The sequence below is a fragment of the Actinomadura sp. ATCC 39365 genome (assembly GCF_054392275.1).
The window spans coordinates 7,714,499-7,735,422 of the sequence record NZ_CP184335.1; the positions used below are offsets into that span (position 1 = coordinate 7,714,499).

Annotated in this window: 17 protein-coding genes and 2 pseudogenes; 12 read left to right on the plus strand and 7 right to left on the minus strand. The window is 74.4% G+C overall.

The window, feature by feature from the left end; translation table 11 throughout:
• Window position 1: 1 nt before the first annotated feature.
• Together ACNF49_RS37580 and ACNF49_RS37585 are read right to left on the minus strand one after the other, a co-directional pair.
• Entirely contained in the window at window positions 2-3,499 is a 3,498-nt protein-coding gene (locus tag ACNF49_RS37580) for a hypothetical protein (protein ID WP_482940581.1), read from the minus strand.
• Window positions 3,500-3,520: 21 nt separating this feature from the next.
• Window positions 3,521-3,805 carry a hypothetical protein gene (locus ACNF49_RS37585; protein ID WP_482940582.1) on the minus strand — a complete coding sequence of 95 codons (285 nt, stop codon included), beginning with the start codon at window positions 3,803-3,805 and terminating at the stop codon, window positions 3,521-3,523.
• A 177-nt stretch (window positions 3,806-3,982) separates the two neighbouring features.
• Between ACNF49_RS37585 and ACNF49_RS37590 the strand changes: the two genes are divergently transcribed.
• Complete coding sequence (locus ACNF49_RS37590) at window positions 3,983-4,735, plus strand: DNA-formamidopyrimidine glycosylase family protein (protein ID WP_357971744.1); 753 nt, start codon at window positions 3,983-3,985, stop codon at window positions 4,733-4,735.
• The gene (locus ACNF49_RS37595) at window positions 4,732-5,790 is read left to right on the plus strand and encodes a spore photoproduct lyase family protein (protein ID WP_482940583.1); all 1,059 of its coding nucleotides are present in this window, start codon (window positions 4,732-4,734) and stop codon (window positions 5,788-5,790) included. Before ACNF49_RS37590 ends, ACNF49_RS37595 begins: the two co-directional genes overlap by 4 nt.
• On the opposite strand, the gene ACNF49_RS37600 is transcribed toward ACNF49_RS37595, so the two are convergent.
• Window positions 5,778-6,821, minus strand: coding sequence for a LysR family transcriptional regulator (locus tag ACNF49_RS37600; RefSeq protein WP_482940584.1), 1,044 nt, complete (start codon window positions 6,819-6,821; stop codon window positions 5,778-5,780). The two genes, ACNF49_RS37595 and ACNF49_RS37600, sit on opposite strands and share 13 nt — an antisense overlap.
• A gap of 92 nt (window positions 6,822-6,913) precedes the next feature.
• Here ACNF49_RS37600 and ACNF49_RS37605 point away from each other — a divergent pair, with 92 nt between their 5' ends.
• The gene (locus tag ACNF49_RS37605; protein ID WP_482940585.1) at window positions 6,914-8,212 is read left to right on the plus strand and encodes an MFS transporter; all 1,299 of its coding nucleotides are present in this window, start codon (window positions 6,914-6,916) and stop codon (window positions 8,210-8,212) included.
• Window positions 8,209-9,024 (plus strand): alpha/beta fold hydrolase, encoded by an 816-nt coding sequence (locus ACNF49_RS37610; protein WP_357971752.1) that lies wholly within the window; start codon window positions 8,209-8,211, stop codon window positions 9,022-9,024. The genes ACNF49_RS37605 and ACNF49_RS37610 overlap by 4 nt, the downstream gene beginning before the upstream one ends.
• A gap of 51 nt (window positions 9,025-9,075) precedes the next feature.
• Here the strand turns inward: ACNF49_RS37610 and ACNF49_RS37615 are convergent, their stop codons facing one another.
• Window positions 9,076-10,311 (minus strand): MFS transporter, encoded by a 1,236-nt coding sequence (locus ACNF49_RS37615; protein ID WP_482940586.1) that lies wholly within the window; start codon window positions 10,309-10,311, stop codon window positions 9,076-9,078.
• 108 nt (window positions 10,312-10,419) lie between these two features.
• Between ACNF49_RS37615 and ACNF49_RS37620 the strand changes: the two genes are divergently transcribed.
• Window positions 10,420-10,662, plus strand: a complete 243-nt coding sequence (locus tag ACNF49_RS37620; RefSeq protein WP_482940587.1) for a hypothetical protein — start codon at window positions 10,420-10,422, stop codon at window positions 10,660-10,662.
• Window positions 10,663-10,764: 102 nt separating this feature from the next.
• Here the strand turns inward: ACNF49_RS37620 and ACNF49_RS37625 are convergent, their stop codons facing one another.
• Entirely contained in the window at window positions 10,765-11,352 is a 588-nt protein-coding gene (locus ACNF49_RS37625; RefSeq protein WP_482940588.1) for a TetR/AcrR family transcriptional regulator, read from the minus strand.
• Between the two features lie 66 nt (window positions 11,353-11,418).
• On the opposite strand from ACNF49_RS37625, the gene ACNF49_RS37630 reads away from it, so the two are divergent.
• From ACNF49_RS37630 to ACNF49_RS37640, 3 genes are read left to right on the plus strand one after another with little or no spacing between them, the layout of a single operon-like run.
• Window positions 11,419-13,281: an ABC transporter ATP-binding protein gene (locus ACNF49_RS37630; RefSeq protein ID WP_482940589.1), complete on the plus strand. Its 1,863-nt coding sequence runs from the start codon at window positions 11,419-11,421 to the stop codon at window positions 13,279-13,281.
• Entirely contained in the window at window positions 13,278-14,999 is a 1,722-nt protein-coding gene (locus tag ACNF49_RS37635; RefSeq protein WP_482940590.1) for an ABC transporter ATP-binding protein, read from the plus strand. Before ACNF49_RS37630 ends, ACNF49_RS37635 begins: the two co-directional genes overlap by 4 nt.
• A gap of 32 nt (window positions 15,000-15,031) precedes the next feature.
• Window positions 15,032-15,781, plus strand: coding sequence for a class I SAM-dependent methyltransferase (locus tag ACNF49_RS37640; RefSeq protein ID WP_357971764.1), 750 nt, complete (start codon window positions 15,032-15,034; stop codon window positions 15,779-15,781).
• A gap of 126 nt (window positions 15,782-15,907) precedes the next feature.
• On the opposite strand, the gene ACNF49_RS37645 is transcribed toward ACNF49_RS37640, so the two are convergent.
• Window positions 15,908-16,498, minus strand: coding sequence for a M15 family metallopeptidase (locus tag ACNF49_RS37645; protein WP_482940591.1), 591 nt, complete (start codon window positions 16,496-16,498; stop codon window positions 15,908-15,910).
• Window positions 16,499-16,585: 87 nt separating this feature from the next.
• Here ACNF49_RS37645 and ACNF49_RS37650 point away from each other — a divergent pair, with 87 nt between their 5' ends.
• Both ACNF49_RS37650 and ACNF49_RS37655 read left to right on the plus strand, forming a co-directional pair.
• Window positions 16,586-17,281, plus strand: coding sequence for a response regulator transcription factor (locus ACNF49_RS37650; protein WP_482940592.1), 696 nt, complete (start codon window positions 16,586-16,588; stop codon window positions 17,279-17,281).
• A 253-nt stretch (window positions 17,282-17,534) separates the two neighbouring features.
• A pseudogene (locus ACNF49_RS37655) lies at window positions 17,535-18,284 on the plus strand (sensor histidine kinase); the annotation flags it as partial.
• Window positions 18,285-18,389: 105 nt separating this feature from the next.
• Here ACNF49_RS37655 and ACNF49_RS37660 read toward each other — a convergent pair.
• A pseudogene (locus ACNF49_RS37660) lies at window positions 18,390-19,112 on the minus strand (helix-turn-helix domain-containing protein); the annotation flags it as partial.
• A 158-nt stretch (window positions 19,113-19,270) separates the two neighbouring features.
• On the opposite strand from ACNF49_RS37660, the gene ACNF49_RS37665 reads away from it, so the two are divergent.
• Complete coding sequence (locus tag ACNF49_RS37665) at window positions 19,271-20,095, plus strand: phytanoyl-CoA dioxygenase family protein (protein ID WP_357971774.1); 825 nt, start codon at window positions 19,271-19,273, stop codon at window positions 20,093-20,095.
• 41 nt (window positions 20,096-20,136) lie between these two features.
• Window positions 20,137-20,913: a hypothetical protein gene (locus tag ACNF49_RS37670; RefSeq protein WP_482940594.1), complete on the plus strand. Its 777-nt coding sequence runs from the start codon at window positions 20,137-20,139 to the stop codon at window positions 20,911-20,913.
• The last annotated feature ends 11 nt before the right edge of the window (window positions 20,914-20,924 follow it).

The following is a 20,924-nucleotide window of genomic DNA, read 5'->3' on the forward strand; positions in this document are numbered from 1 at the left end:
GTCAGGCCACCTCCGCGAAGGCGCCGCAGTACTCGGCGACCGGGTCTCGTCGCGCGCCGGTGACCGGATCCCGGTACGGCGCCATCATCTGGGCGAAGGTCGCGGCGGAACCGGCCGGCTCGCCGCCGTCCACGACCGCGGCTTCGGCGAGCTCCGCGGCGGCCGCCAGTGACCGGGCGCCGCCGAACCGCTTCTCGCAGCTGATCTCGACGGACTCCTCGAAGAACCCGATCTCGATGGTGATCGTGATCCTCGCCCGGCCGACCGCGTCGCCGCCCTCGTACCCCAGCTCCAGGTAGAGCTCGATCGAGGCGGAGACCAGGCCGAGGACGTCCACCTCGCCGCGGGCGCGGAAGTAGCCGAACAGGACGGCCTGCCCGGTCGCGGCGTCGAGGTGGAAGTAGATCCCGGCCATCACCGACACGCTGCCGCTGGCCACCCCGAAGTCGACGGACGCCGCGGCCCCGAACTCCAGGCCGGCGTCCAGCGCGCGGACCCCGTCGGGCGACAACACGATCCCGAACCAGCCGCCGCCGCCGAACAGCGAGACGGTGAGCCGGAACGGCGCGTCCCTGCGGCAGAACGCGAACCCGATCTCCAGCGGCCGGGTGCCCGCGAACGGCAGGTCCAGGTAGGCGTTCAGGGAGATGTTCTCCAGGCTGAAGACGCCGATCGCCAGGTTCGGCAGCGGCATCCCGTACCTCGCCAGCACGCCGCGCGGGGAGACGTCGAGCGTCGGCGGGTCGCTGAACCCGTCGAGCGGGATGATCCGGCGCAGCGTCTCGACGAACGACAGCGCCCCGATGAACTCGACGTTCCGGAACGCCACCTCGACGTCGGGCTTCTCACCGGCTCGCACGGTGAACCTGATCCGCCGGAAGTCCAGCCGCATCGCCTCCAGCACGCCCGGCAGCAGCACCAGGTCGAACTCCTCCAGCGTGCAGGTCACGTCGGCGGCCGGGCGGGTGTCCGGCCGCAGCCCGGCGCGCAGGTCGACGACCACGGAGAAGCGGCCCTCGCGCGCCGGGTCGCCGTGGCCGTCGTGCGGGACGAAGACCGGCTGCTCGCCCTCCCGCAACGACCAGGGCTGGATGTCGGGCGTCCACTCCAGCCGGGCGGCGACGGACTCCGGCAGCCGCAGGCCGGCCTTGGCGGTCTCGATCGCCTGCCGCAGCGGCAGCACCCCGGCGGGGGCGTCGTCCCAGATGGCGAGGGCCTGTCGCAGGTGGCCGAGCAGCGTGACGACGGCGTGGTCCACCTCGGCGGGAAGGCCGGTGCCGAGCGCGTCGAGGGCGGCGCTGAAGTCGCGGAAGGCCGCGTCCACCTGGCCGAGGTCGGCCGTGCCCGCGATGAACGCCTCGACGGTGGCGGCGAGGGTCAGCGCGGTGGTCCGTACCCGCCCGGCCGCGGCGGCGACCGCCGGGAAGCGCGCGGCCACGCCGACGAGCTGGCGTTCGGCGCGGCGCAGGTCGCTGAGGAAGGCGGTGGCGGCGTTGACGGTCTGCGTGACGAACCGCGGCGCCTTCAGCTCCTGGTCCAGGCCGGCCGCCTTGACCAGGGCGGACAGCGGGATGACGCCGAACAGCTTCGCGCCGATCGCGTCGAAGAAGTCCGAGGGCCGGAAGGTGCCGTCGGCGACCGTGCCGAGCGGGTCGGCCGCCGCGGCGGGCGTCCCGGCCGCGGGCGTTCCGGCGGCGGGCGTTCTGGCGGCGCTGACCGGCCCGGTCAGCCGGGACAGGCCCGCGACGGTGAACGTGGGCGCGGCCAGGCCGCCGGCGCGGTCCCGCTGGTCGTCGAAGTCCATGACCAGCGGGGACGTGCCGGTGACCAGCTCCAGGAAGACCTCGCCGGGGTTGACGGGGTCGCCGGGCCTGTCGGGCGTCCGGTCGAAGGCGGCCAGCCGGTAGCGCCGGGCGTACCGGACCGGGCGGGGTCCGGGCGCGCCGGTGAGCCTGCTCACGGCCGGCACCACCGCCGAGGCCCAGCGCAGCACCGGAAGGAAGCCGGGGATCCGCTGGTAGAACCGGTCGTCGCGGTCCGTCGGCAGGGCGGCCCCCCAGACGAGGGTCGCGGCCTCGACGGTGGTGTCGTCGGGCGCGGCGGGCGCCGCGACGGCGACCCGGGCGCCGCGCAGGGCGGCGCTCAGCCGGTCCGGCGGGGTCTCCGACGGCCCGGGGTCCAGGGCGTTGTACGCCGCTGCCGCCGCCGCCAGGTCGGCGCCCTTGTTGAAGTTCTCGGTGAGGAACAGCAGCGGGGTGCTGAACTCGGTCTCCCGCCCGGCCAGGTCGGTCGCGCGCACCTTGAACAGGAACGGGTCCTGGTCGCGGACGGCGGGGAAGAAGGCGTACTGCCCTTCGCGCACCGGCAGGACGTCGGCGGGCGGCGAGAGGTCGGGGGTGACCAGGGTCAGCAGCTCGACCCGCCGGAACGGGAACAGGGCGTCGAGCCGTTCGCCGTCGTCGTCGCGGCGGACCGTGCCGGGCGGGAAGTCCCTGACCGGCTCGCGGCAGGTGATGAAGATGCGCTGGGCCAGGTAGGCGGGATGTTCCGGGCGATCGGGGTCGAACTTCCGCTCGGTCACCTTCACCAGGTCCACGCGGTGCCCGAAGGGGCACAGATAGCCCGAGTAGAGCACCCGTACGTAGTGGTCGCGGCCCATGGCCGCGCGGTGCCGCCACTGGCTGACGTTGGTGATCGCCGGGCGGGGGTCCCAGCTGCCGAGGGCGTCGAGCCAGCCGCCCAGGGCGGACAGGATCAGGTGGCCGACCTCGACGGGCACCGGCACGTACGGCTGGTGCCCCGGCTCGGTGAACAGCCCGCGGTCGCTGGTGAGGTGGACGAGCGCGGCCCGGTCGGCGGGCGTCAGCGACGTGGTGAGCGGGTCGGGCGGCGGATCGACCGGCGTGTCGCCGGGGAAGTCCCTGGTCCACACGGCTCTGGCCCGCGTGTCGCGCACCCGCGTGTGCCACAGCTCCACCCGCTCCGCGTCGTCGGCGGGGGCCGTGCGGTGCGTCCAGCGCACGTCCGGGGGCGGTGACAGCAGCAGCCGGTACGGCAGCTCGATCGCGGTCCGCGGATCCCCCGCCGGGTCGCGCAGCGGGTCGGCCGGGCCCTGGTCGCCCACCGTGCGCAGCGGCAGCCGTTTCATGGCCGCCAGCAGGCCCTCGGCGGTGTAAGGGACCTCGTCGTCGGGCCCCACGACGAAGACCAGCACGGTGCGCCCGCTGATCCGGGAGACGACGGGAGGCGCCGGGTGGGGCTGCACCGGGACGGGATCGGGCAGCCCGGCCCCGGCCGATTCGAAGAACGCCTGCTCCACGATGTGCTGCGCGGCGAACGTGACGACGATCAGCCCCTCGCGGTCCGGCACGGTCCTGATCAGGATCCGGCGGGCCGACGGGCGCTTGAACGACAGGCCGGGAAAACCGAAGCGCAGATCCGCCAGATCGGCGGTGCGGACCAGGCGGACCTGCTCCGGCTTCTCCGCGGGACCGGTCAAGGCTTCACCACCCTTTCCCGCTCAGCCGACGAAGGGGGAGGAGAAGGCGAACTGTTCCCGGTGGACCAGGTCGGTGACCTGGACGGCCCCCACGGCGCGGTCGAACTGGAAGGGGTTGTCGTCGGGCACGCTCCGGGTGCCGCAGAACGCGGTCTGCCCGTTCTGGAGGTGGATGGCGGCGCACCGGGCGTTGCCGGGGAGCGGGTCGAGCGTGGCCCGGACGCTGCTCGCGGCGGCCACGCCGGGCGCCGTCACCACCATCGCGATGAGGGCCCGGGACAGGGCCCGCGCCGATCTGTCGTTCATCGTGCTCGTCCTTCCGTGGGACGACGTGATCGCCCGAGCGATCGTCGCTCCAGGTGAGCGATCGCTTACGTCGCGTCCATGCTGTTGGTGTGGAGGGCGGGCGGGCAACGTTCGGTCCACTCAGTGGACCGGCTGCCCGCGGCGCGTCGGCGCAGCTCACGGGGTATGGCCCGGGGCATGCCCGAAGGACATCTCATCCACCGGCACGCCGCCGGGCAGCACGCGGACCTGGCCGGGCGGACGGTGCTCGCCGCGGGGCCGCAGGGGCGGTTCGACGCGCGGCCGTGGGACGGGCGGGTGCTGACGGAGGTGGAGGCGGTCGGCAAGCACCTGCTGTACCACTTCGCGGACGCGCCCACGGTGCACGTCCACCTGGGCATGCGGGGCATCTTCCTGCGGTACGACGATCCGGGGACGTCGCCGCGGCCCGGCACGCGGTTGCGGCTGGCGACCGGCGAGGTGGCCTACGACCTGATCGCGCCGTCGCGGTGCGAGGCGTTGACCCGCGGGCAGGTGGCGGCGTTGCGGGGCTCGCTCGGGCCCGATCCGCTGCGCGCGGACGCCGTGCCGGAGCAGGCCGTGGCCCGGCTGACCGCGTTCGGCGGGCCGGTGGGCGCGGCCGTGCTGGACCAGCGGGTGTGGTCGGGCATCGGGAACGCGTGGCGGGCCGAGCTGCTGTTCCTCGTCGGCCTGCATCCGAACGCCCGCGGCGTCTCCGCCGAGGCCGCCGGGCGGCTGTGGGACACGGCGGTCAGGCATCTCGCTCTCGGCCGGGACGCCGGGCAGGTGGTGAGCGACCCGGACGCCCCCTCCGAGCGCTGGGTGTACCGGCGCGAGCACTGCCGACGCTGCGGCGCACCCGTGCTGACCTGGCAACTCGCGTCCCGGACCGCATACTCTTGCCCCATGGAACAGCCGGAGCGGCCGTGACCGGCCTCCTCGACGTCCGGCGGATCTACGCCGAGCCCGCGGCTGCCGCGCTGCCGCGCGGGCGCGAGATCCTCGCCAGGTTCCCCGGCGCCGAGATCGTCGAGGTCGAGAGCCACCACCGCATCCCCGAGCTGTACGGCGACGAGACGAACGTGGCCCGCTGGGTGCGGATCAAGACCGAGGCGCTCGTGCTCGGCGTCAAGAAGTCGCTGACGGCCCGGCCCAACGGCCGCTCGGCCGACTTCATCGCGCCCTCCACGGCCAACGGCTGCGCGATGGCGTGCGCCTACTGCTACGTGCCCCGCCGCAAGGGTTACAGCAACCCGATCACGGTGTTCGCCAACATCGACCAGATCACCGGCTACCTGCGGCGGCACGCCGGCCGCCAGGGCGTCAAGCCTCAGCCGGACCAGGTCGATCCCCGCCTGTGGGTGTACGACATCGGCGAGAACTCCGACTGCTCGCTCGACGCCACGATCTGCGACAACGTCCGGGACCTGGTCGAGCTCTTCCGCGACCTGCCCAACGCCAAGGCCAGCTTCGCCACCAAGTACGTCAACCGCGACCTGCTCGGCTGGGACCCGCGGGGGCGTACGCGCGTGCGCTTCAGCCTCATGCCCGCCGCCGACTCCAAGCTCCTGGACATCCGCACCTCGCCGGTCGCCGAGCGCATCGACGCGATCAACGACTTCGTCGCGGCCGGCTACGAGGTCCACGTCAACCTGAGCCCGGTGGTGGTCCGGGACGGCTGGCTGGCGGACTGGGCCGAGCTGCTGGAGCGGCTCGACGACGCGTTGTCGCCCGAGGCCCGCGCCCAGCTCGCCGCCGAGGTGATCTTCCTCACCCACAACGACCGGCTCCACCAGGTCAACCTGGGCTGGCACCCGAAGGCGGAGGAGGTGCTGTGGCGGCCTGAGCTGCAGCAGGCCAAACGGTCGGAGACGGGCGGCTGGAACGTCCGCTACCGCAACGGCCACAAGGGCCGCTACGTCGCCGCCCTGACCGGCCTGACCGCCGCCAGGCTCCCCTACTGCCGCATCCGCTACGCCTTCTGACGGCCGGGCCCGGCCTCGGGTCCGGGGAACCAGGCGCCGTCCGGGACGCCGAGCCAGTCGTGGGCGGCGGCCAGCTCGTCCACGGCCTGGTGGAGGGCGCGCAGGCCGGGATGGTCGTCGTCGGCGCGCCAGCTCATCGTCCAGGGGAACATCGCGACCGGGTCCACCAGCGGGCGCAGGACCGCGCCGGGGATGTCGGGCTGCGTGGTGAGCGTGAGGATGGGCGCGTCGCGGTCGCGGAGGTGCTGGGCCAGCTCGTCGCCGCCGCGCACGTGCGGATGGGCCAGGGCGGCGTCGACGCCGAAGGGGGCCAGCAGCTGCAGGACGGCGTGCTCCCAGCCGGGCGTGGCGTGGTCGCCGGCGCGGATGCACGGGCTCGCGCCGCGCAACGACTCCAGGGGGATCGCGGGCAGCCGGGCCAGCGGGTGACGCTCGGGCAGCAGCACCGCGATGCGCTCGTGGCGTACCGGCCGCCACCGCACGCGGCCGGGCACTCCGGCGCCGGACGCTCCTAGACCGGACGTTCCGAGATCGGACGCTCCGAAGCCGGGCGCTCCGAAGCCGGACGTTCCTGGGCCGGGCGCTTCGGGGCCGCGGCCGAAGGTGACGTCGAGGCGGCCGTCGGCGAGCAGGGGCGCCGCCGCCTCGGTGCCGCTGTGGAAGCGGGCGAAGAACTCCACCCCCGGCGCGTGGGCGCGGGCCGCGGCCAGCACCAGGGCAGGGGTCAGACCGGCGCCGACGACGTCGACCGTCAGCGACCTGGGCCGGCCGCGCAGGTCCAGCATGGTGGCGTCGTACAGGGCGAGGATCTCCCGGGCCCGGGTCAGCAGCAGGCGTCCCTCAGGGGTGAGGGCGACCTTGCGGGTCGTGCGCTCCAGGAGCCGGCGGCCCACCCGGTCCTCCAGCTTGCGGACGTCGCGGCTGAGCGCCTGCTGCGCCACGTACAGGCGCTGGGCGGCCCTGCTGAAGTGCAGCTCCTCGGCGACGGCCACGTAGTGGCGCAGCAGGCGGATCTCGACGTCGTCCGGCATGCCACCTTCCTACCTGATTCACACAGCAGGCGCGTGAATCGCGTTCGAACAGGTGTTGGACCCGGGCACCGCGCCACCGCCAGGATCAGGACATGGCCGGACGAGGAACGATCACGCTGTGCTACGGGCTGACGGGCGTCACTAACGCGGTGTGGGCCGCCACGCTGCCCGCCACCGACGCGCGCCTCGGGCTCGGGCCCGGCGGGCTCGGCGCGGTGCTGATGGTGCTGGCCGCCGGCGCCCTCGTGGCCATGCCGGTGGCCGGACGGCTGTGCGACCGGTGGTCCGGGGGCGGGCTGCTGCGGGTCTGCGCCCCGGCGGCGGCGCTGGCGCTGGCCGGTCCGGCCCTGGCGGCCGGCGCCGGGCCGCTGATGGTCTCCGCCGCCCTGCTCGGGGTGCTCTCCGGCCTGCTGAACGTGGCCCTGAGCGTCCAGGCGGTGGCCGTCGAGCGCGGGCTCGGGCGGCCGATCATGGCCACGGTGCACGGCACGTGGACGCTCGGCGCGGTGGCGGGCGGCGCGCTCGTCACCGCGGTCCTGCATGCGGGGGCCGACGTGCGGGTGCTGATGCTCGTGGGCGCGACGGTCCTGACCGCCGCCATGGCCGCCGTCGGGGGCGCTGCCATGGCCACCACCAGGGCCGCTGCCGGGACCACCGCCGGAACCTCTGCCGGGGCCGCCGTTGGGGGCGCTGTCGGGGCCACCGGTGGGGATGCGGGTGCGGCGCGGCGGGCGGAGTCGCGGGGGGCGGCTCGGCTGCGGCCGGGGCTGCTGGCCATGCTGGGCGTGATCGGCGCCGCCGCGTTCGTCGCCGAGGGCGCCGCGACCGACTGGGCCGGGGTGCACGCGACCCGCGTCCTGGGCGCCCACCCGGCCACCGGGTCGCTCGTCTACACCGTCTTCTTCGTGGCGATGACGCTCGTCCGCTTCGCCGGCGACGCCGTCAGGACGCGGCTCGGCGTCCGCGTCACGATCCGGCTGGCCGGCGTGACCGCCACCGCCGGTTACGGGCTCGTCCTGCTCGCGGGCGTCCTGCCCGCGGGGGCGGCCGCCCGTCTGGGCTGCGCCATGGCCGGTTGGGCGCTGTCCGGCGCGGGCGTGGCCGTGGTCTGGCCGGTCGTGGCCAGCCTGCTCGGAGCCGCGGGCGGGTCCGCGCGTGGCCTGTCCGCGGTCACCACCGTCAGCTACGGCGGCGGCCTCGCCGGCCCCGCCCTCATCGGGTACGTCGCCACGACGGCGTCGCTGCCCCTCGCCCTGGTGATCCCGGCGGCCCTGGCGCTGCTCGTGGCCGTCGCCGCACCACCGCTGCTGGACGCGGTCGTCACGACCGCGGCCGCGGCCGACCATCCGGCGGCCCACGTCAGGGCCGTCGCTTCCAGGAGGACATCATGACCACGACCGTCTCCACGCTCGACGTCCCGGGCGCCCGCCTGCACTTCGAGGTACGCGGCCAGGGCCCGCTCGTCGCGCTCGTCGGCGCGCCGATGGACGCCGGCTCCTTCGCCGCGCTGGCCGACCTGATCGCCGACGACCACACGGTGCTGACCACCGACCCGCGCGGCATCAGGCACAGCCTCCTGGACGACCCCGCCCAGGACTCCACGCCGCGGCTGCGCGCCGACGACCTGTCCCGCCTGCTGGCGCACGTGGACGCCGGGCCGGCCGTCGTCCTCGGCTCCAGCGGCGGGGCCGTCACCGCGCTGGCCCTGGCGCAGACCCGTCCCGAGCAGCTGCGCGGCGTCATCGCCCACGAACCGCCGCTGATCGAGCTCCTTCCGGACCGCGACAAGCTGCACCGCCGAACCGACGAGCTCATCGCCGCCTACCTGAGCGGTGACGTCATCGGCGCCTGGGCGGGGTTCATGGGCCAGGCCGGCATCACGGTGCCCGACGGCGCGCTGGAGATGATGTTCGGCGGCCCGCGCGACCCGCAGGACGTCGCCGACGAGCGCCGCTGGTTCGCCCACGAGCTGCACGCCACCACGCACTGGGTGCCCGACCTGGACCGGCTGCGCTCGGCGCCCGGTCTCGTGATCGGCATCGGCGAGGAGTCGGCCGGGCAGTTGTGCGACCGCGCCTCCCGCGCCCTGGGGCTGGCGCTCGGGCTCGACCCCGTCCTGTTCCCCGGCGACCACACGGGCTTCGCCGACGCCCCCGACGCGTTCGCGCCCGTGCTGCGGACCGTGCTGGACCGGCTGCGCTGAATCCCCGGCGACGGCGCGGCACGCCGGCCGCCTACCGGCCCGGCGGCGCCGTCACGCCGGCGAACCGACCTGGGGCGCGCGGCCGGTCCGCGACCGGCCGCGCGCCTCGCGGACGAAGGACAGGGCCACGGCGCCCGCCACGGGCCCGGCGGCCAGGGTGGCGAACGCGGCGGAGAAGGAGCCGCCGGCCTGGTAGACCGCGCCCACCACGACCGGAACGGTCACGCTGCCCAGTTGCGCCACCGCGTTCGTCGCGCCCGCCGCCGAGCCGGCCAGCGCCGTCCCCGACAGGCCGGGCACCATGGCGATCAGCAGCGGCGAGTACAGGTACGCGCCCAGCCCCGCGAACCCGGCCGTCACCAGGAACGCCGTCTCCGTCTCCATGCCGCCGAACAGCAGCAGGCAGCCGGCGAAGGCCACCAGCACGGCGACCGCCGGGCGTTTGCGTCCCCGTCCGGCCAGGTCGGTGACCAGGCCGATGACCGGTTTGCCCACCGCGCCCGCCGCCGCGAACACCACGACGACCGTGCCCGCGGCCACCGGGTCGAGCCCGTGCCCCTTCACCATGAGGGTGTTGGACCAGGTCACGAAGCCGTACGTGCCCCACAGCCCGCCGAAGCCGGCCAGGCCGATCAGCAGCAGGTCGCGGTCGCGGGCCAGGCCGCGCAGCGACGGGCGCGCGGCCGGCGGCTCGCGCCGGTCGCGCAGCAGCGTCAGGCACACCAGCGCGAGCCCCATCGACACGATCCCGAACAGGTGGTACGAGACCCGCCAGTCGTACCACTGGATCAGCCGGGGCACGAGCACGTTGGCGATCATCGTGCCGAGCGAGGAGGCCATGGTGAACACGCCCATCGCCAGCCCGCGCTCCCGGTCGCCGAACCAGGACGCGATGAGCTTGACGCCCGCCGCGAAGTCGGCCCCCGCGCAGAGCCCGATCAGCGCCTGCACCGCGATCCCGGCCCCGGCGGACGGCACGGACCCGAACACGATCATGAAGCCGCCCGCCGTGAACAGCGACCCCGACAACACGACCCGGCTGCCGATCCGGTCACCGAGCAGCCCACCGCCGATGTTGGACAGCACGTAACCGACGTAGTACGCCGTCGCGAACGCCCCCAGCCCCGCCAGCGACACCCCCAGCGCCTCGCCCGCCTGCAGCGACGCGGGCCCCCAGGCGGAACGGTCGACGGAGGTCATGGTGAGCGAGGCCCAGCAGAGCAGCAGCACGACCCACCGCCGCAGGGACCGGGCCTCGACCGGCGGTGACACTCTGTAATCGCTCACGTGCGGTCACGCTACTGCCTAACACCACGCCTTGTGACTCTCTGTACTTGAGCTATAACAATCTGCTACTCTCGGCGGTCCTTCCCGACCACATCGAAGGGACCTCGAATGTTCAAGAGAAGACGCGCATCAGCCGCCCTCACGATCACCGCAGCAGCGGCCGGCGTGCTGGCCTCCGCCGCGCTGACCGGCCCGGCCCGCGCGGCCGCTCCCGTACCGCTGCCCCACCCCTACCCCGGCTTCGGCCCCGCCTGGCCGGCCCCGGCGGGCACGGCCCACGTCCACAACGCCGTCCAGGACGCCGCCCGCAGTCAGGGCCTGCCGAACAAGAGCGCCTTCGGGGTGTCGTGACCCCCTCACCGGCCAAGGCGCCGGGCGTCGGCGTACGGCGACGCCCGGCCCGTCCGCTCCGGCCGGAACCCGCAGCCTGACCGCCCGCGGAGCCGATCCGGATCAGGCGCCGGGCGTGCTCCTGGGGCCGTCGGCGAAGTGCCGCAGAACCATCTCGATCAGCGCGTCGACGTCGGCCGCGACCATCGGCTCGCCGGTCATGCCCATCCGGTGGAGCAAGGTGCCGACGACGACGTCGATGTAGAGCAGGACGCGCTGCTCCGGCTCGCCGAGCGCCTCCTGGAGCGCCAGCCGGTACGGGTCCTGGAACCGGGTGGACAGGACCTCGCGCAGGGCGGGATCGCTGACGGCGTCGCTGAACACGCCCGCGAACGCGTCACCCGTGCCCGGCTCGCTGATCTTTCCCGCGATCCAGCGGATGGTCGAGGACATGATCTCGGCCCGGTCGGCGCCCTCCAGCGGCGCCGGGCCGAACGCGTCGAGCAGGCAGTCGACGATCAGCTCGCCCTTCGTCGGCCAGCGCCGGTAGACCGTCGTCTTCGCCACACCGGCCGCGGCGGCGATGCGCTCGACGGTGGCCCGCGCGTAGCCGAGCTCGTGGACGGTGCGCAACGTGGCGGCGAACACCTCGGCGTTGACACCGGAGCGCGGGCGACCGGGCGGTCTGGCGGAAGTGCTCGCTCGGGTCATGCCTGAACGATAACTTATTGCGCTACCGTAAGTATCGATACTTCAGGTAGCGGAATTGGAGGACCCATGACCGGCAGCCGCGATCCGAGCCGGGGACACCGGCCCGCCCCCGAGCAGCCAGAGACCGTCCCCGAGCAGCCCGAGGCCGTCCCACCGCCGGAGCCGGGCGCGGGCGGGCTGCTGCGTCCGCACGTCCCGGCGTTCGTCGCGGTCGTCGTGTCGCAGGTGATCGGCGCGGTCGCGGGCCTGGCGCCGCTGCTGGCGGTCGTCGAGGTGGGCCGCGTCCTGCTGTCGCCGGGCCCGGTGGACGCCGGTCGCGTCCGGCTCGCGGTGCTCGTGGGCGTGGCCGGGCTGTTCGTGCGGCTGCTGCTGACGGGCGCGTCGTCGGGGCTCGGGCACGTGCTCGACGGCCGGGTGCAGCTGTCGTTACGACGGCGGCTGGCGGACCGGCTCGGGCGCGTGCCGCTCGGCTGGTTGTCCACCCGCCGTACGGGCGAGCTGGCCAAGGTGGTGGGCGAGGACGTGAGCGCGGTGCATCCGTTCATCGCCCACGCCCCCGGCGACCTGGCCACGGCGTTCGTGGTGCCGGCGGTGTCGCTGGTCTACCTGCTGACCGTCGACTGGCGGCTCACCCTGATCACGCTGATCCCGGTGGCGCTGGCCCTGGCGCTGGTGCCGCTGATGATGCGGCCCGCGCGGCTGCGCGAGCAGGAGGAGTTCGACGCCGCCATGGGACGCATCGCGAGTTCCGTCGTGGAGTTCGTGCAGGGCATCGCGGTGGTCAAGGCGTTCGGCGGCTCCGGGCGCGCCCACCGCGCCTTCCTGCGCGCCGCCGACGACTTCGCCGGCATCTTCGGCCGGTGGGCGCGCGGCATGTCCCTGATCGCGGCGGGGATGCAGGTCGTGTTGTCGCCGCCGTTCGTGCTGCTGGTCGTGCTGGCCGGCGGTGCGGCCCTGATCACGGGCGGCGGCCTGGCCCCGGCCGACCTGCTGCCCTTCCTGCTGCTCGGGCTCGGCCTGACGGCCCCGGTCGCGGCGCTCGGCCACGGCTTCGACGACTTCCAGGCCGCCCGGCGCGCGGTCGGCCGGATCAAGGACGTGCTCGCGGCGCCGCCGCTGCCGGAGCCCGCCCGTCCGGTCGTTCCCCGGGGGCACCGGATCGAGCTGCGGGACGTGCGGTTCGGCTACGACGACGGCCGCGAGGTGCTGCGCGGGATCGATCTGGAGCTGGAGCCCGGCACGGTCACGGCGGTCGTCGGGCCGTCGGGCGGCGGGAAGTCCACGCTGGTGCGGCTGTTGCCGCGGTTCTTCGACCCGACGCACGGCTCGGTCGTCCTGGGCGGGGTCGATCTGCGCGAGATCGGCAGCCGGGAGCTCTACCGGCGGGTCTCCTTCGTCTTCCAGGACGTCCGCCTGCTGCGCGCGTCGGTCGCGGACAACATCGCCCTGGGCGTGCCGGACGCCGGCCGCGAGGCGATCGTGCGCGCCGCCCGGCTCGCGCAGATCCACGACCGCGTCCTGGAACTGCCGCACGGGTACGACACGGTGATCGGCGAGGAGACCGGCCTGTCGGGCGGCGAGGCGCAGCGCATCTCGATCGCCCGCGCGCTGCTCGCCGCCACACCCGTGCTGGTGCTCGACGAGGCGACCGCCTTCGCCGACCCGCAGACCGAGCAGGCGGTGCGCCGCGCCCTGGCGACGCTGGAGGGCGAGCGGACGATCCTGGTCATCGCCCACCGCCTGGAGACCATCATCGACGCCGACACCGTCGCCGTCCTGGAGGACGGGACGATCGTCGAGCGCGGCAGGCCCGCCGACCTGCTGGCGCGGAACGGGCGGTTCGCCGCGTTCTGGCGGTCCCACCGATCGGCGCTCACCGACGAGACCGAAGTCCGCGACGCCGTGCCGCAAGGAGAACGATCCCGATGATCCGCATGTTGCTGCGCGTGCTGGGACACCGGTACGCCGGGCCGGCGCGCCGCACCGTGGCCCTGATGACGACGACCGCCGTGGCCGAGGGGCTGTCCTACGTGCTGCTGGTGCCCGTGCTGCGGGCGCTGTTCGGCGGCGCGCCCGCCGACGCCTGGCCCTGGCTGGGCGCCTTCGGGGCCGCGGTAGCGGTCTACGCCGCGCTGCGCTACGCCAGCGACCTGGCCGGCATGCGGGTGGGGACCTCGATGTTGCGCGGCATGTACCACCGGCTCGGCGAGCACCTGGCCCGGCTGCCCCTCGGCTGGTACGACGCCGACCGGGTCGGCGAGGTGTCCGTCATGGCCAGCCGCGGCCTGTTGCAGGCGATGGGCATCATCGCCCACCTGCTGGCGCCGTTCGTCTCCGCGCTGGTCACGCCGTTGACCATCGTCGCCGTGATGTTCACCGTCGACTGGCGGACGGGGCTGGCCGCGCTGGCCGCCGCGCCCGTCGTGGCGGCGGTCCAGAGCTGGACGGCTCGTTCGACGGCAGCGGCCGACGCCGAGCGCCACGAGGGTGACAAGGAGGCCGCGGGGCGGGTCGTCGAGTTCCTCCAGACCCAGCCGGTGCTGCGGGCCGCGGGCCGCACCGGCGAACGGTTCGCGCTGCTCGACGACTCGCTGCGCGAGGTGCGGCGGGCCTCCCGCCGTACGGTGGTCTCGACGTTGCCCGGTGTGGTGGGGCTGGCGCTGGTGGTGCAGGTCGCGTTCAGCGTGATCCTGGCGCTGGGCGCCTACCTCGCGCTGGGCGGGGAGATCGGCGTGGCGGAGGTCCTGGCGGTGCTGGTGCTGACCGCCCGCTGCGCGGATCCGCTGCTGTCGCTGTCGGAGGTCGGGGGCAAGCTGCGTGCCGCGCGTTCCGTGCTGGCCAGGCTGGACGCGGTGCTGAGCACCGAGCCGCTGCCGGAGCCGCGCGAACCGGTCGAGCCGGTACGCCACGACCTGGCGTTCGAGTCCGTCGCCTTCCGGCACGGCGACCGCACGGTGCTCGGCGACGTGTCGTTCTCCGTGGCCGAGGGGCAGCGGCTGGCCGTGGTCGGGCCGTCGGGGGCGGGCAAGAGCACCCTGCTGCAACTGCTGGCCCGCTTCCACGACGTGGACGCGGGCGCGGTCCGCATGGGCGGCGTGGACGTGCGCGACATCAGCACCGAGGCACTGATGAGCCGGATCGCCGTCGTCTTCCAGGACGTCTACCTCTTCGACGGCACGATCGAGGACAACGTGCGGCTCGGCCGTCCGGACGCCGACGAGGCCGAGGTGCGGGCGGCGGCGACCGCGGCCCGGCTGGACGAGGTGGTCGAGCGGCTGCCCGGCGGATGGGCGGCGAGCGTCGGCGAGGGCGGGGCGCTGCTGTCCGGCGGTGAGCGCCAGCGCGTCTCGATCGCGCGGGCGCTGCTGAAGAACGCCCCCATCGTGCTGCTGGACGAGGTGACCTCCGCGCTGGACCCGGTGAACGAGGCGGCCGTCCACGAGGGCGTCGAGCGCCTGATGGCGGGGCGCACGGTGGTCATGGTCGCCCATCGCATGCGGACCGTCCGGCGCGCCGACCGCGTCGTCTTCCTCGACGGCGGCCGGATCGTGGAGGCGGGCGGCCACGACGAGCTGCTGCGCCGCGGCGGCCGGTACGCCGGCTTCTGGCACGTCTCGACGGCCGTCCCGGACTCGATAATGGAGTGAACCTTCTGGATCATGTGCGTACTGTGGCGAAGGTGGATCCAGCTGACTTCTACACCGGCATCGTCGCGGAGCTCTACGGACCGCTGAAGTCCGTCTCCCAGGACCCGGAGCCCTATGCCGCCTTCGTCGAGCGCGCCGGCGTCCCCGCGCTGGAGCTGGGCTGCGGGGACGGCGATCCCCTGCTGGAGCTGCGCCGGCGCGGCCTGGAGGTCGACGGCGTCGACTCCTCGGCGGACATGCTGGCCCGGCTCCGGCGCCGGGCCGGCGAGCTGGACGTGTCCGTGACGCTGTTCCACCAGCGCATGGAGAGCCTGAGCCTGCCCCGCCGCTACCGGGCGATCTTCCTCGCCGGGCCGACCTTCACCCTGCTCCCCGACGACGCCACGGCGCTGGCCGCCCTGCGCGGCATCCGCGCCCACCTGGACGAGGGCGGCGCCGCGCTGGTGCCCCTGTTCACCCCCGACCCGGCCCCGGCCGACCAGATCGGCCGGGCACGCACGGCCGTCGCCCCCGACGGCGCCGACCTGCGGGTGTCGGTCGTCTCCCAGCGACGCGACGAGACCGCCCGGACGCAGACGACCGTCCTGCGCTACGAACGCCACCACGGCCCGGACGTCAGCGTCGCCGAGCGCCCGTGGGTCCTGCACTGGTACTCCCGCGAGGTGTTCGAGGAGCTGGCCGCGACCGCCGGCCTGGCCGTGACCGCCGTCACCGACCCGGACGGCGCCCCCGCTCCCGCCCACGCCACCGACCTGCACGTCCACCTCGAACCCGCCACCTGACCCGGCGGCGCCGCCGCGGAGGACGGTCGTACCGGGCTGCTGCTCGGCGCGGCCCTGGGACTGGGCTACGACCTGGCGCTCTGGCGCGCCTACCGCGGCGTGCCCCTGTCCTGAGGGGGACGCCGGTCAGCGCCGCAGCCTCGGGTCGCGGGTGGGGTCGGCGTACATGCGCGGGCAGCCGCGGTCGACGGCCTTCGGACGCAGTTCGTAGTGCCAGGGCTCGTTCCGGTAGATCTGGCACAGCCCGTACGCGGCGCCGTGCGCCGACAACCATCCGGCGGCGGCGGCCCCCAGGTCGACCGCGTCCCCGGACACGTGCAACGACGTGTCCGGGGAGGCCACCCATCGGGCGGCCTCCTGCTCCGAGCCGTACCGGGCGACCGCCTCACGGCGCAGCCGTTCCTGGTACGCGGGGGAACGCCGGCCGCTGTTGACCACGAACTCGACCCCGTCGCCCGCGGCCTCGGCCGCCGCCCGGCGCAGGGCACCGAGCAGATCGGCGTCGAGGCCGGCGACGGCCGGGATCCCGTCGTCGAACACCGTCACGCCTTCGGGCACGGCCCCCTCGGCCCCGTCGTACGCCGAGGCGGTCAGGGACGTCACCGCCTGGTGGACGACGACGCCGGCGGCGAGCGCCACGCCGAGGACGACAAGCGCGGCCACCAGGGCCGACCGGGTCCGGCGGGCTGCCGTTCGTGCTGGTCCGCTGGGTGTCATGCGGCCAGTCAAGGCAGCGGGCCGTTGCCGGCCCGTATGGGATTTTTCATATGCCGGCGATAGGCCCAGGGCCGTACGGTCAGGGGTATGCGGGTACTGATCGTCGAGGACGAGCCCTATCTGGCCGAAGCCGTCCGCGACGGCCTGCGCCTGGAAGCGATCGCCGCCGACATCGCCGGCGACGGGAACACCGCCCTGGAGCTGCTGAGCGTCAACGCCTACGACATCGCCGTCCTCGACCGCGACATCCCGGGCCCCTCGGGCGACGAGATAGCCGGGCACATCGTCGCCTCCGGCAGCGGCATGCCCATCCTCATGCTCACCGCCGCCGACCGGCTCGACGACAAGGCCAGCGGGTTCGAACTCGGCGCCGACGACTACCTCACCAAACCCTTCGAGCTGCGCGAACTCGTGCTCCGCCTCAGAGCGCTCGACCGCCGGCGCGCCCACAGCAGGCCGCCGGTGCGCGAGATCGCGGGCCTGCGCCTGGACCCGTTCCGCCGCGAGGTCTTCCGCGACGGCCGCTACGTTCCGCTCACCCGCAAGCAGTTCGCCGTGCTCGAAGTCCTCGTCGCCGCCGAGGGCGGGGTCGTCAGCGCCGAAGAGCTCCTGGAGCGGGCGTGGGACGAGAACGCCGACCCCTTCACCAACGCCGTCCGCATCACGGTCTCGTCCCTGCGCAAGCGCCTCGGCGAGCCCTGGGTGATCGCCACCGTGGCGGGGGTCGGCTACCGCATCGACACGGCGCCCGCCGCCGGGCGCGAGGGGGAGGACCATGGGTAGGACCCCCGGCCTGAGCGTGCGGCTCAAGCTCACCCTGAGCTACGCCGGGTTCCTCGTGGTCGCGGGCCTCCTGCCGCTCGGCGCGGTGGGGGTCTACTACATGCGCGGTCTGCCCGATGACGCCATCTACTCCACCGGCGACTTCCTGGTCAACCGGTCGGCCATCGTGCGGTCGTTCGCCCCGTTCGCGGCTCTCGTGCTGGCGTTCCTGCTGGTGTTCGGCCTCGTGGGCGGGTGGTTGCTGGCCGGCCGGATGCTCGCGCCCCTGACCCGCATCACGGACGCCGCCCGCAGGGCCACCGGCGGCTCGCTCTCCCACCGCATCCGGCTGCCGGGCCGCGCGGACGAGCTGCGCGAGCTCGCCGACGCCTTCGACACCATGCTCGCCCGGCTCGAAACGCACGTCGCCGAGCAGCGGAGGTTCGCCGCCAACGCCTCCCACGAGCTGCGCACCCCGCTCGCCGTCGCCCGGACGCTCCTCGACGTCGCCCGCACCGACCCCACCCGTGACCCCGCCGGGCTCGTCGACCGCCTCCATCTGGTCAACAGCCGGGCGATCGACCTCACCGAGGCGTTGCTCCTGCTCAGCCGCGCCGACCAGCGGTCCTTCCCGCGCGAGCGCGTCGACCTGTCGCTGATCGCGGAGGAGGCCGTCGAGACGCTGCTGCACCTCGCCGAGCGGCGCGGCCTCGCCGTCGAGACCGCTGGCGACCTGACCCCCGCCACGGGCTCACCCGCGCTGCTGCTCCAGATGACGACGAACCTCGTGCACAACGCGATCGTCCACAACCTGCCCGGCCAGGGCACGGTGTGGGTCACGACCGCCGTTCACGCCGGGACGGTGGTCCTCACCGTCGAGAACACCGGCGACGAGCTGCCCCCGGACGTGGTTCCCACGCTCGTCGAGCCGTTCCGGCGCGGCACCGACCGCGTCCGCGCCGACCACGCGGGGGTCGGGCTGGGCCTGGCGATCGTCGGCAGCATCGTCCGGGCGCACGACGGCACCCTCGAGCTCGTCCCCCGCCCGTCCGGCGGCCTCCGCGTCACCGTGCGCCTCCCGGCGGGCGTCACGGAGGGCACCCCCGTCGGCGATCGCCCGCCGCCTGAACTCCGTGGGAGTCAGGCCGGTCGACTCGCCGAAGGCCCGGTAGAAGCTCGACCTCGTCTGGAAGCCGCTGGCGTGCGCGACCCTGTCGACGCCCCAGCCGGTGACCAGCAGCAACCGGCACGCGTGGGCGACCCGCAACCGGGTGACGTACTGCCAGACGGGCATGCCGAGGGCCCGTTTGAAGGCCAGGGCCGCGTAGGTGGGGTGCACCCCGGCGGCTTCGGCGATCTCCTCGACCGACAGCCGGTCGGTGTAGTGGCGGGCGACGACGGCCAGCATCCGCTCGGCCGATCCGGCCGCCGCCGCTTCGGCGGGCGCCGCCTCGCGCGGCCCCCCGGTCAGGCGGGCCAGCCGGGCGTGCATCTCCAGCAGGCAGACCTCGGCCACGGCGGGGGCCGGCTCGTGGCGCAGCTCCCGGTCCCAGCGGCCCATGAGGAAACGGTCGTGCTCGCCCTCGGCGGCGGTGCCGTACAGGAACTCCCCCGACAGCGCCCGCTCGACCGCGCCGCGCAGCCGGTCGTGGCCGATGACGGCGCTCAGGGGGACGGTGGCCCAGAGGAAGTCCACGCCCTCGGCCGTGAGCAGCCGGTGCGGGTAGCCGCCCCAGAAGACGGCGAGACGGCCGGGCGGCAGGTCCACCTCGCCGCCGACGGTCGCGTACCTGGCGGTGCCCGACAGGACGAGGTTGAACTCGACCTCGGGGTGGATGTGGGAGCGGGGCATGGGGCCCGACGTCACGTGGAACGCCTGCAGGCCGATGACCTGGGCCAGAGATCGCACACCTTGAGGATATGCGACATCTCGGATCTTCCGGGTGGATGACCGGAATGAGGTCGCCGAGGCAGAGTAGCGGCATCTCACCACACCCCGGAGGTTCCACCATGTCCGAGCTGGACGACTTCATGTTCGACCTCAACGGCTACCTGATCCTCAGGAACGCCGTGGACGCGGATCTGCTGCGGCGGCTCAACGAGGAGTTCGACGCCTTCCCCCGCCACCTCGCCAGGGGCGAGTGGTACCGGGGCGCCCAGCGCCGCGACTACACCCCCGAGACCGGCTTCGAGCTGCACCAGGCGGTCGCGGCGGGCCGGCCGTTCGAGGAGCTGGTCGACCACCCGAGCTGGTTCGACCTGGTCAGGCACTACGCGGGCGAGGAGGACAGCTACATCCCCGGGGTCTTCGTCGACGAGACGATCGCCTCGATCCGCGAGTCGGGCGGGCACCACCCCGTGCACTCCGGCGGCTACCGCACCGCGCTGCGCTGCGGCTACCGCTACGACCACGGCGTCTTCCGCTGCGGCCAGGTCAACATCATCCTCGCGCTGACCGACGTCGGCGAGGGCGACGGCGCGACGATGGTGGTGCCCGGCTCGCACAAGTCGAACTTCCGGCACCCGCTGGGCGGCGACTACGCCAGGGGCGACCGCATGGACACCCTGCCGGGCGCGATCCCCGTCCACCTGGAGAAGGGCGACGCGCTGCTCTTCGTGGACGGGCTCATGCACGGCGGCTCCACCCGTACCAACCCCGGCGAGCGCCGCGTGGTCATCTACCGCTACGGCCCGGTATGGGCGGGCAGCAGGTACGGCTACGTCTACGACGAGTCCTGGCTCGGCGGGCTGACCGAGCAGCGTCGCAAGGTGCTCTACCCGGTCCCGCGCGTCCACGTCGGCGACCCCTGCCCCGCGGAGCCCGGCGACAGGTGAGGAACGGTCACGCCCGCGCGCGGGTGTGACAGCCTGGAGGCGTGACTGCCGAGTGGTTCAGGGCCGATGTGCTCGCGGCCGTCCGGGCGCGGCTGCTGCGTCCGGGCGCCGTGACGGCGGGGTTCGCCGGGGTCGAGGTCGTGGCGGAGGGTGACGGCATGCTGGTGGCCTTCCGCTGGCGGCGCGACCCGAACACCTACGCCCTGCGGATCGGGTTCCCGGCGGCGCCGGAGAGCGCGTGGACCGGCCTTCCGGTGTCCTCGGCCGCCGAGTGGGCCTGTGACGTCGAGTTCCTCCTCATGGAGGAGCTGGACACCGGGCTGGTCCGCCGGAGCCGCCGGACGGTCCGCGACGGCCGGGTCCTGCTGGACACCCGCGACGCCCCGGACGTCTGGCCGGCCGGGTACTTCGTCGGCGCGGTCCCCCTCGACGACGACGCGCCCGCCGCCGACGCCGGGTTCTGGCTGGCCAGGGAGGGGCTGGACGTCGGCGTCCCCCGGCGGCTGATCGCCGAGGCGAGGCTCGCCTGCTGGCTCCAGGCCTACGTCGACAACGCCCGTGGGAAGCCCTTCGTCGGCCACACGGCCGCGTCCTGGGAGGACGAGCGCCACACCCTGGCCCGCCTCGACGTGTTGTACGTGCTGCCCGGCGTCCCGGCCGGGGTGCGCCGGGCGCTGGCCCTCCTCGCGGTCCGCGAGGTGGCCGAGGCGGGCGCGCTGGGCGTGGTCACCGCGATCGACGTCCCCGAGCTGCGGGAGCTCGGGTTCGGGCCCGCGGGCGACGGCGGCCTCGTCCTGCGCACCAGGAGCGGCGCCTGATCCCGAGGTGA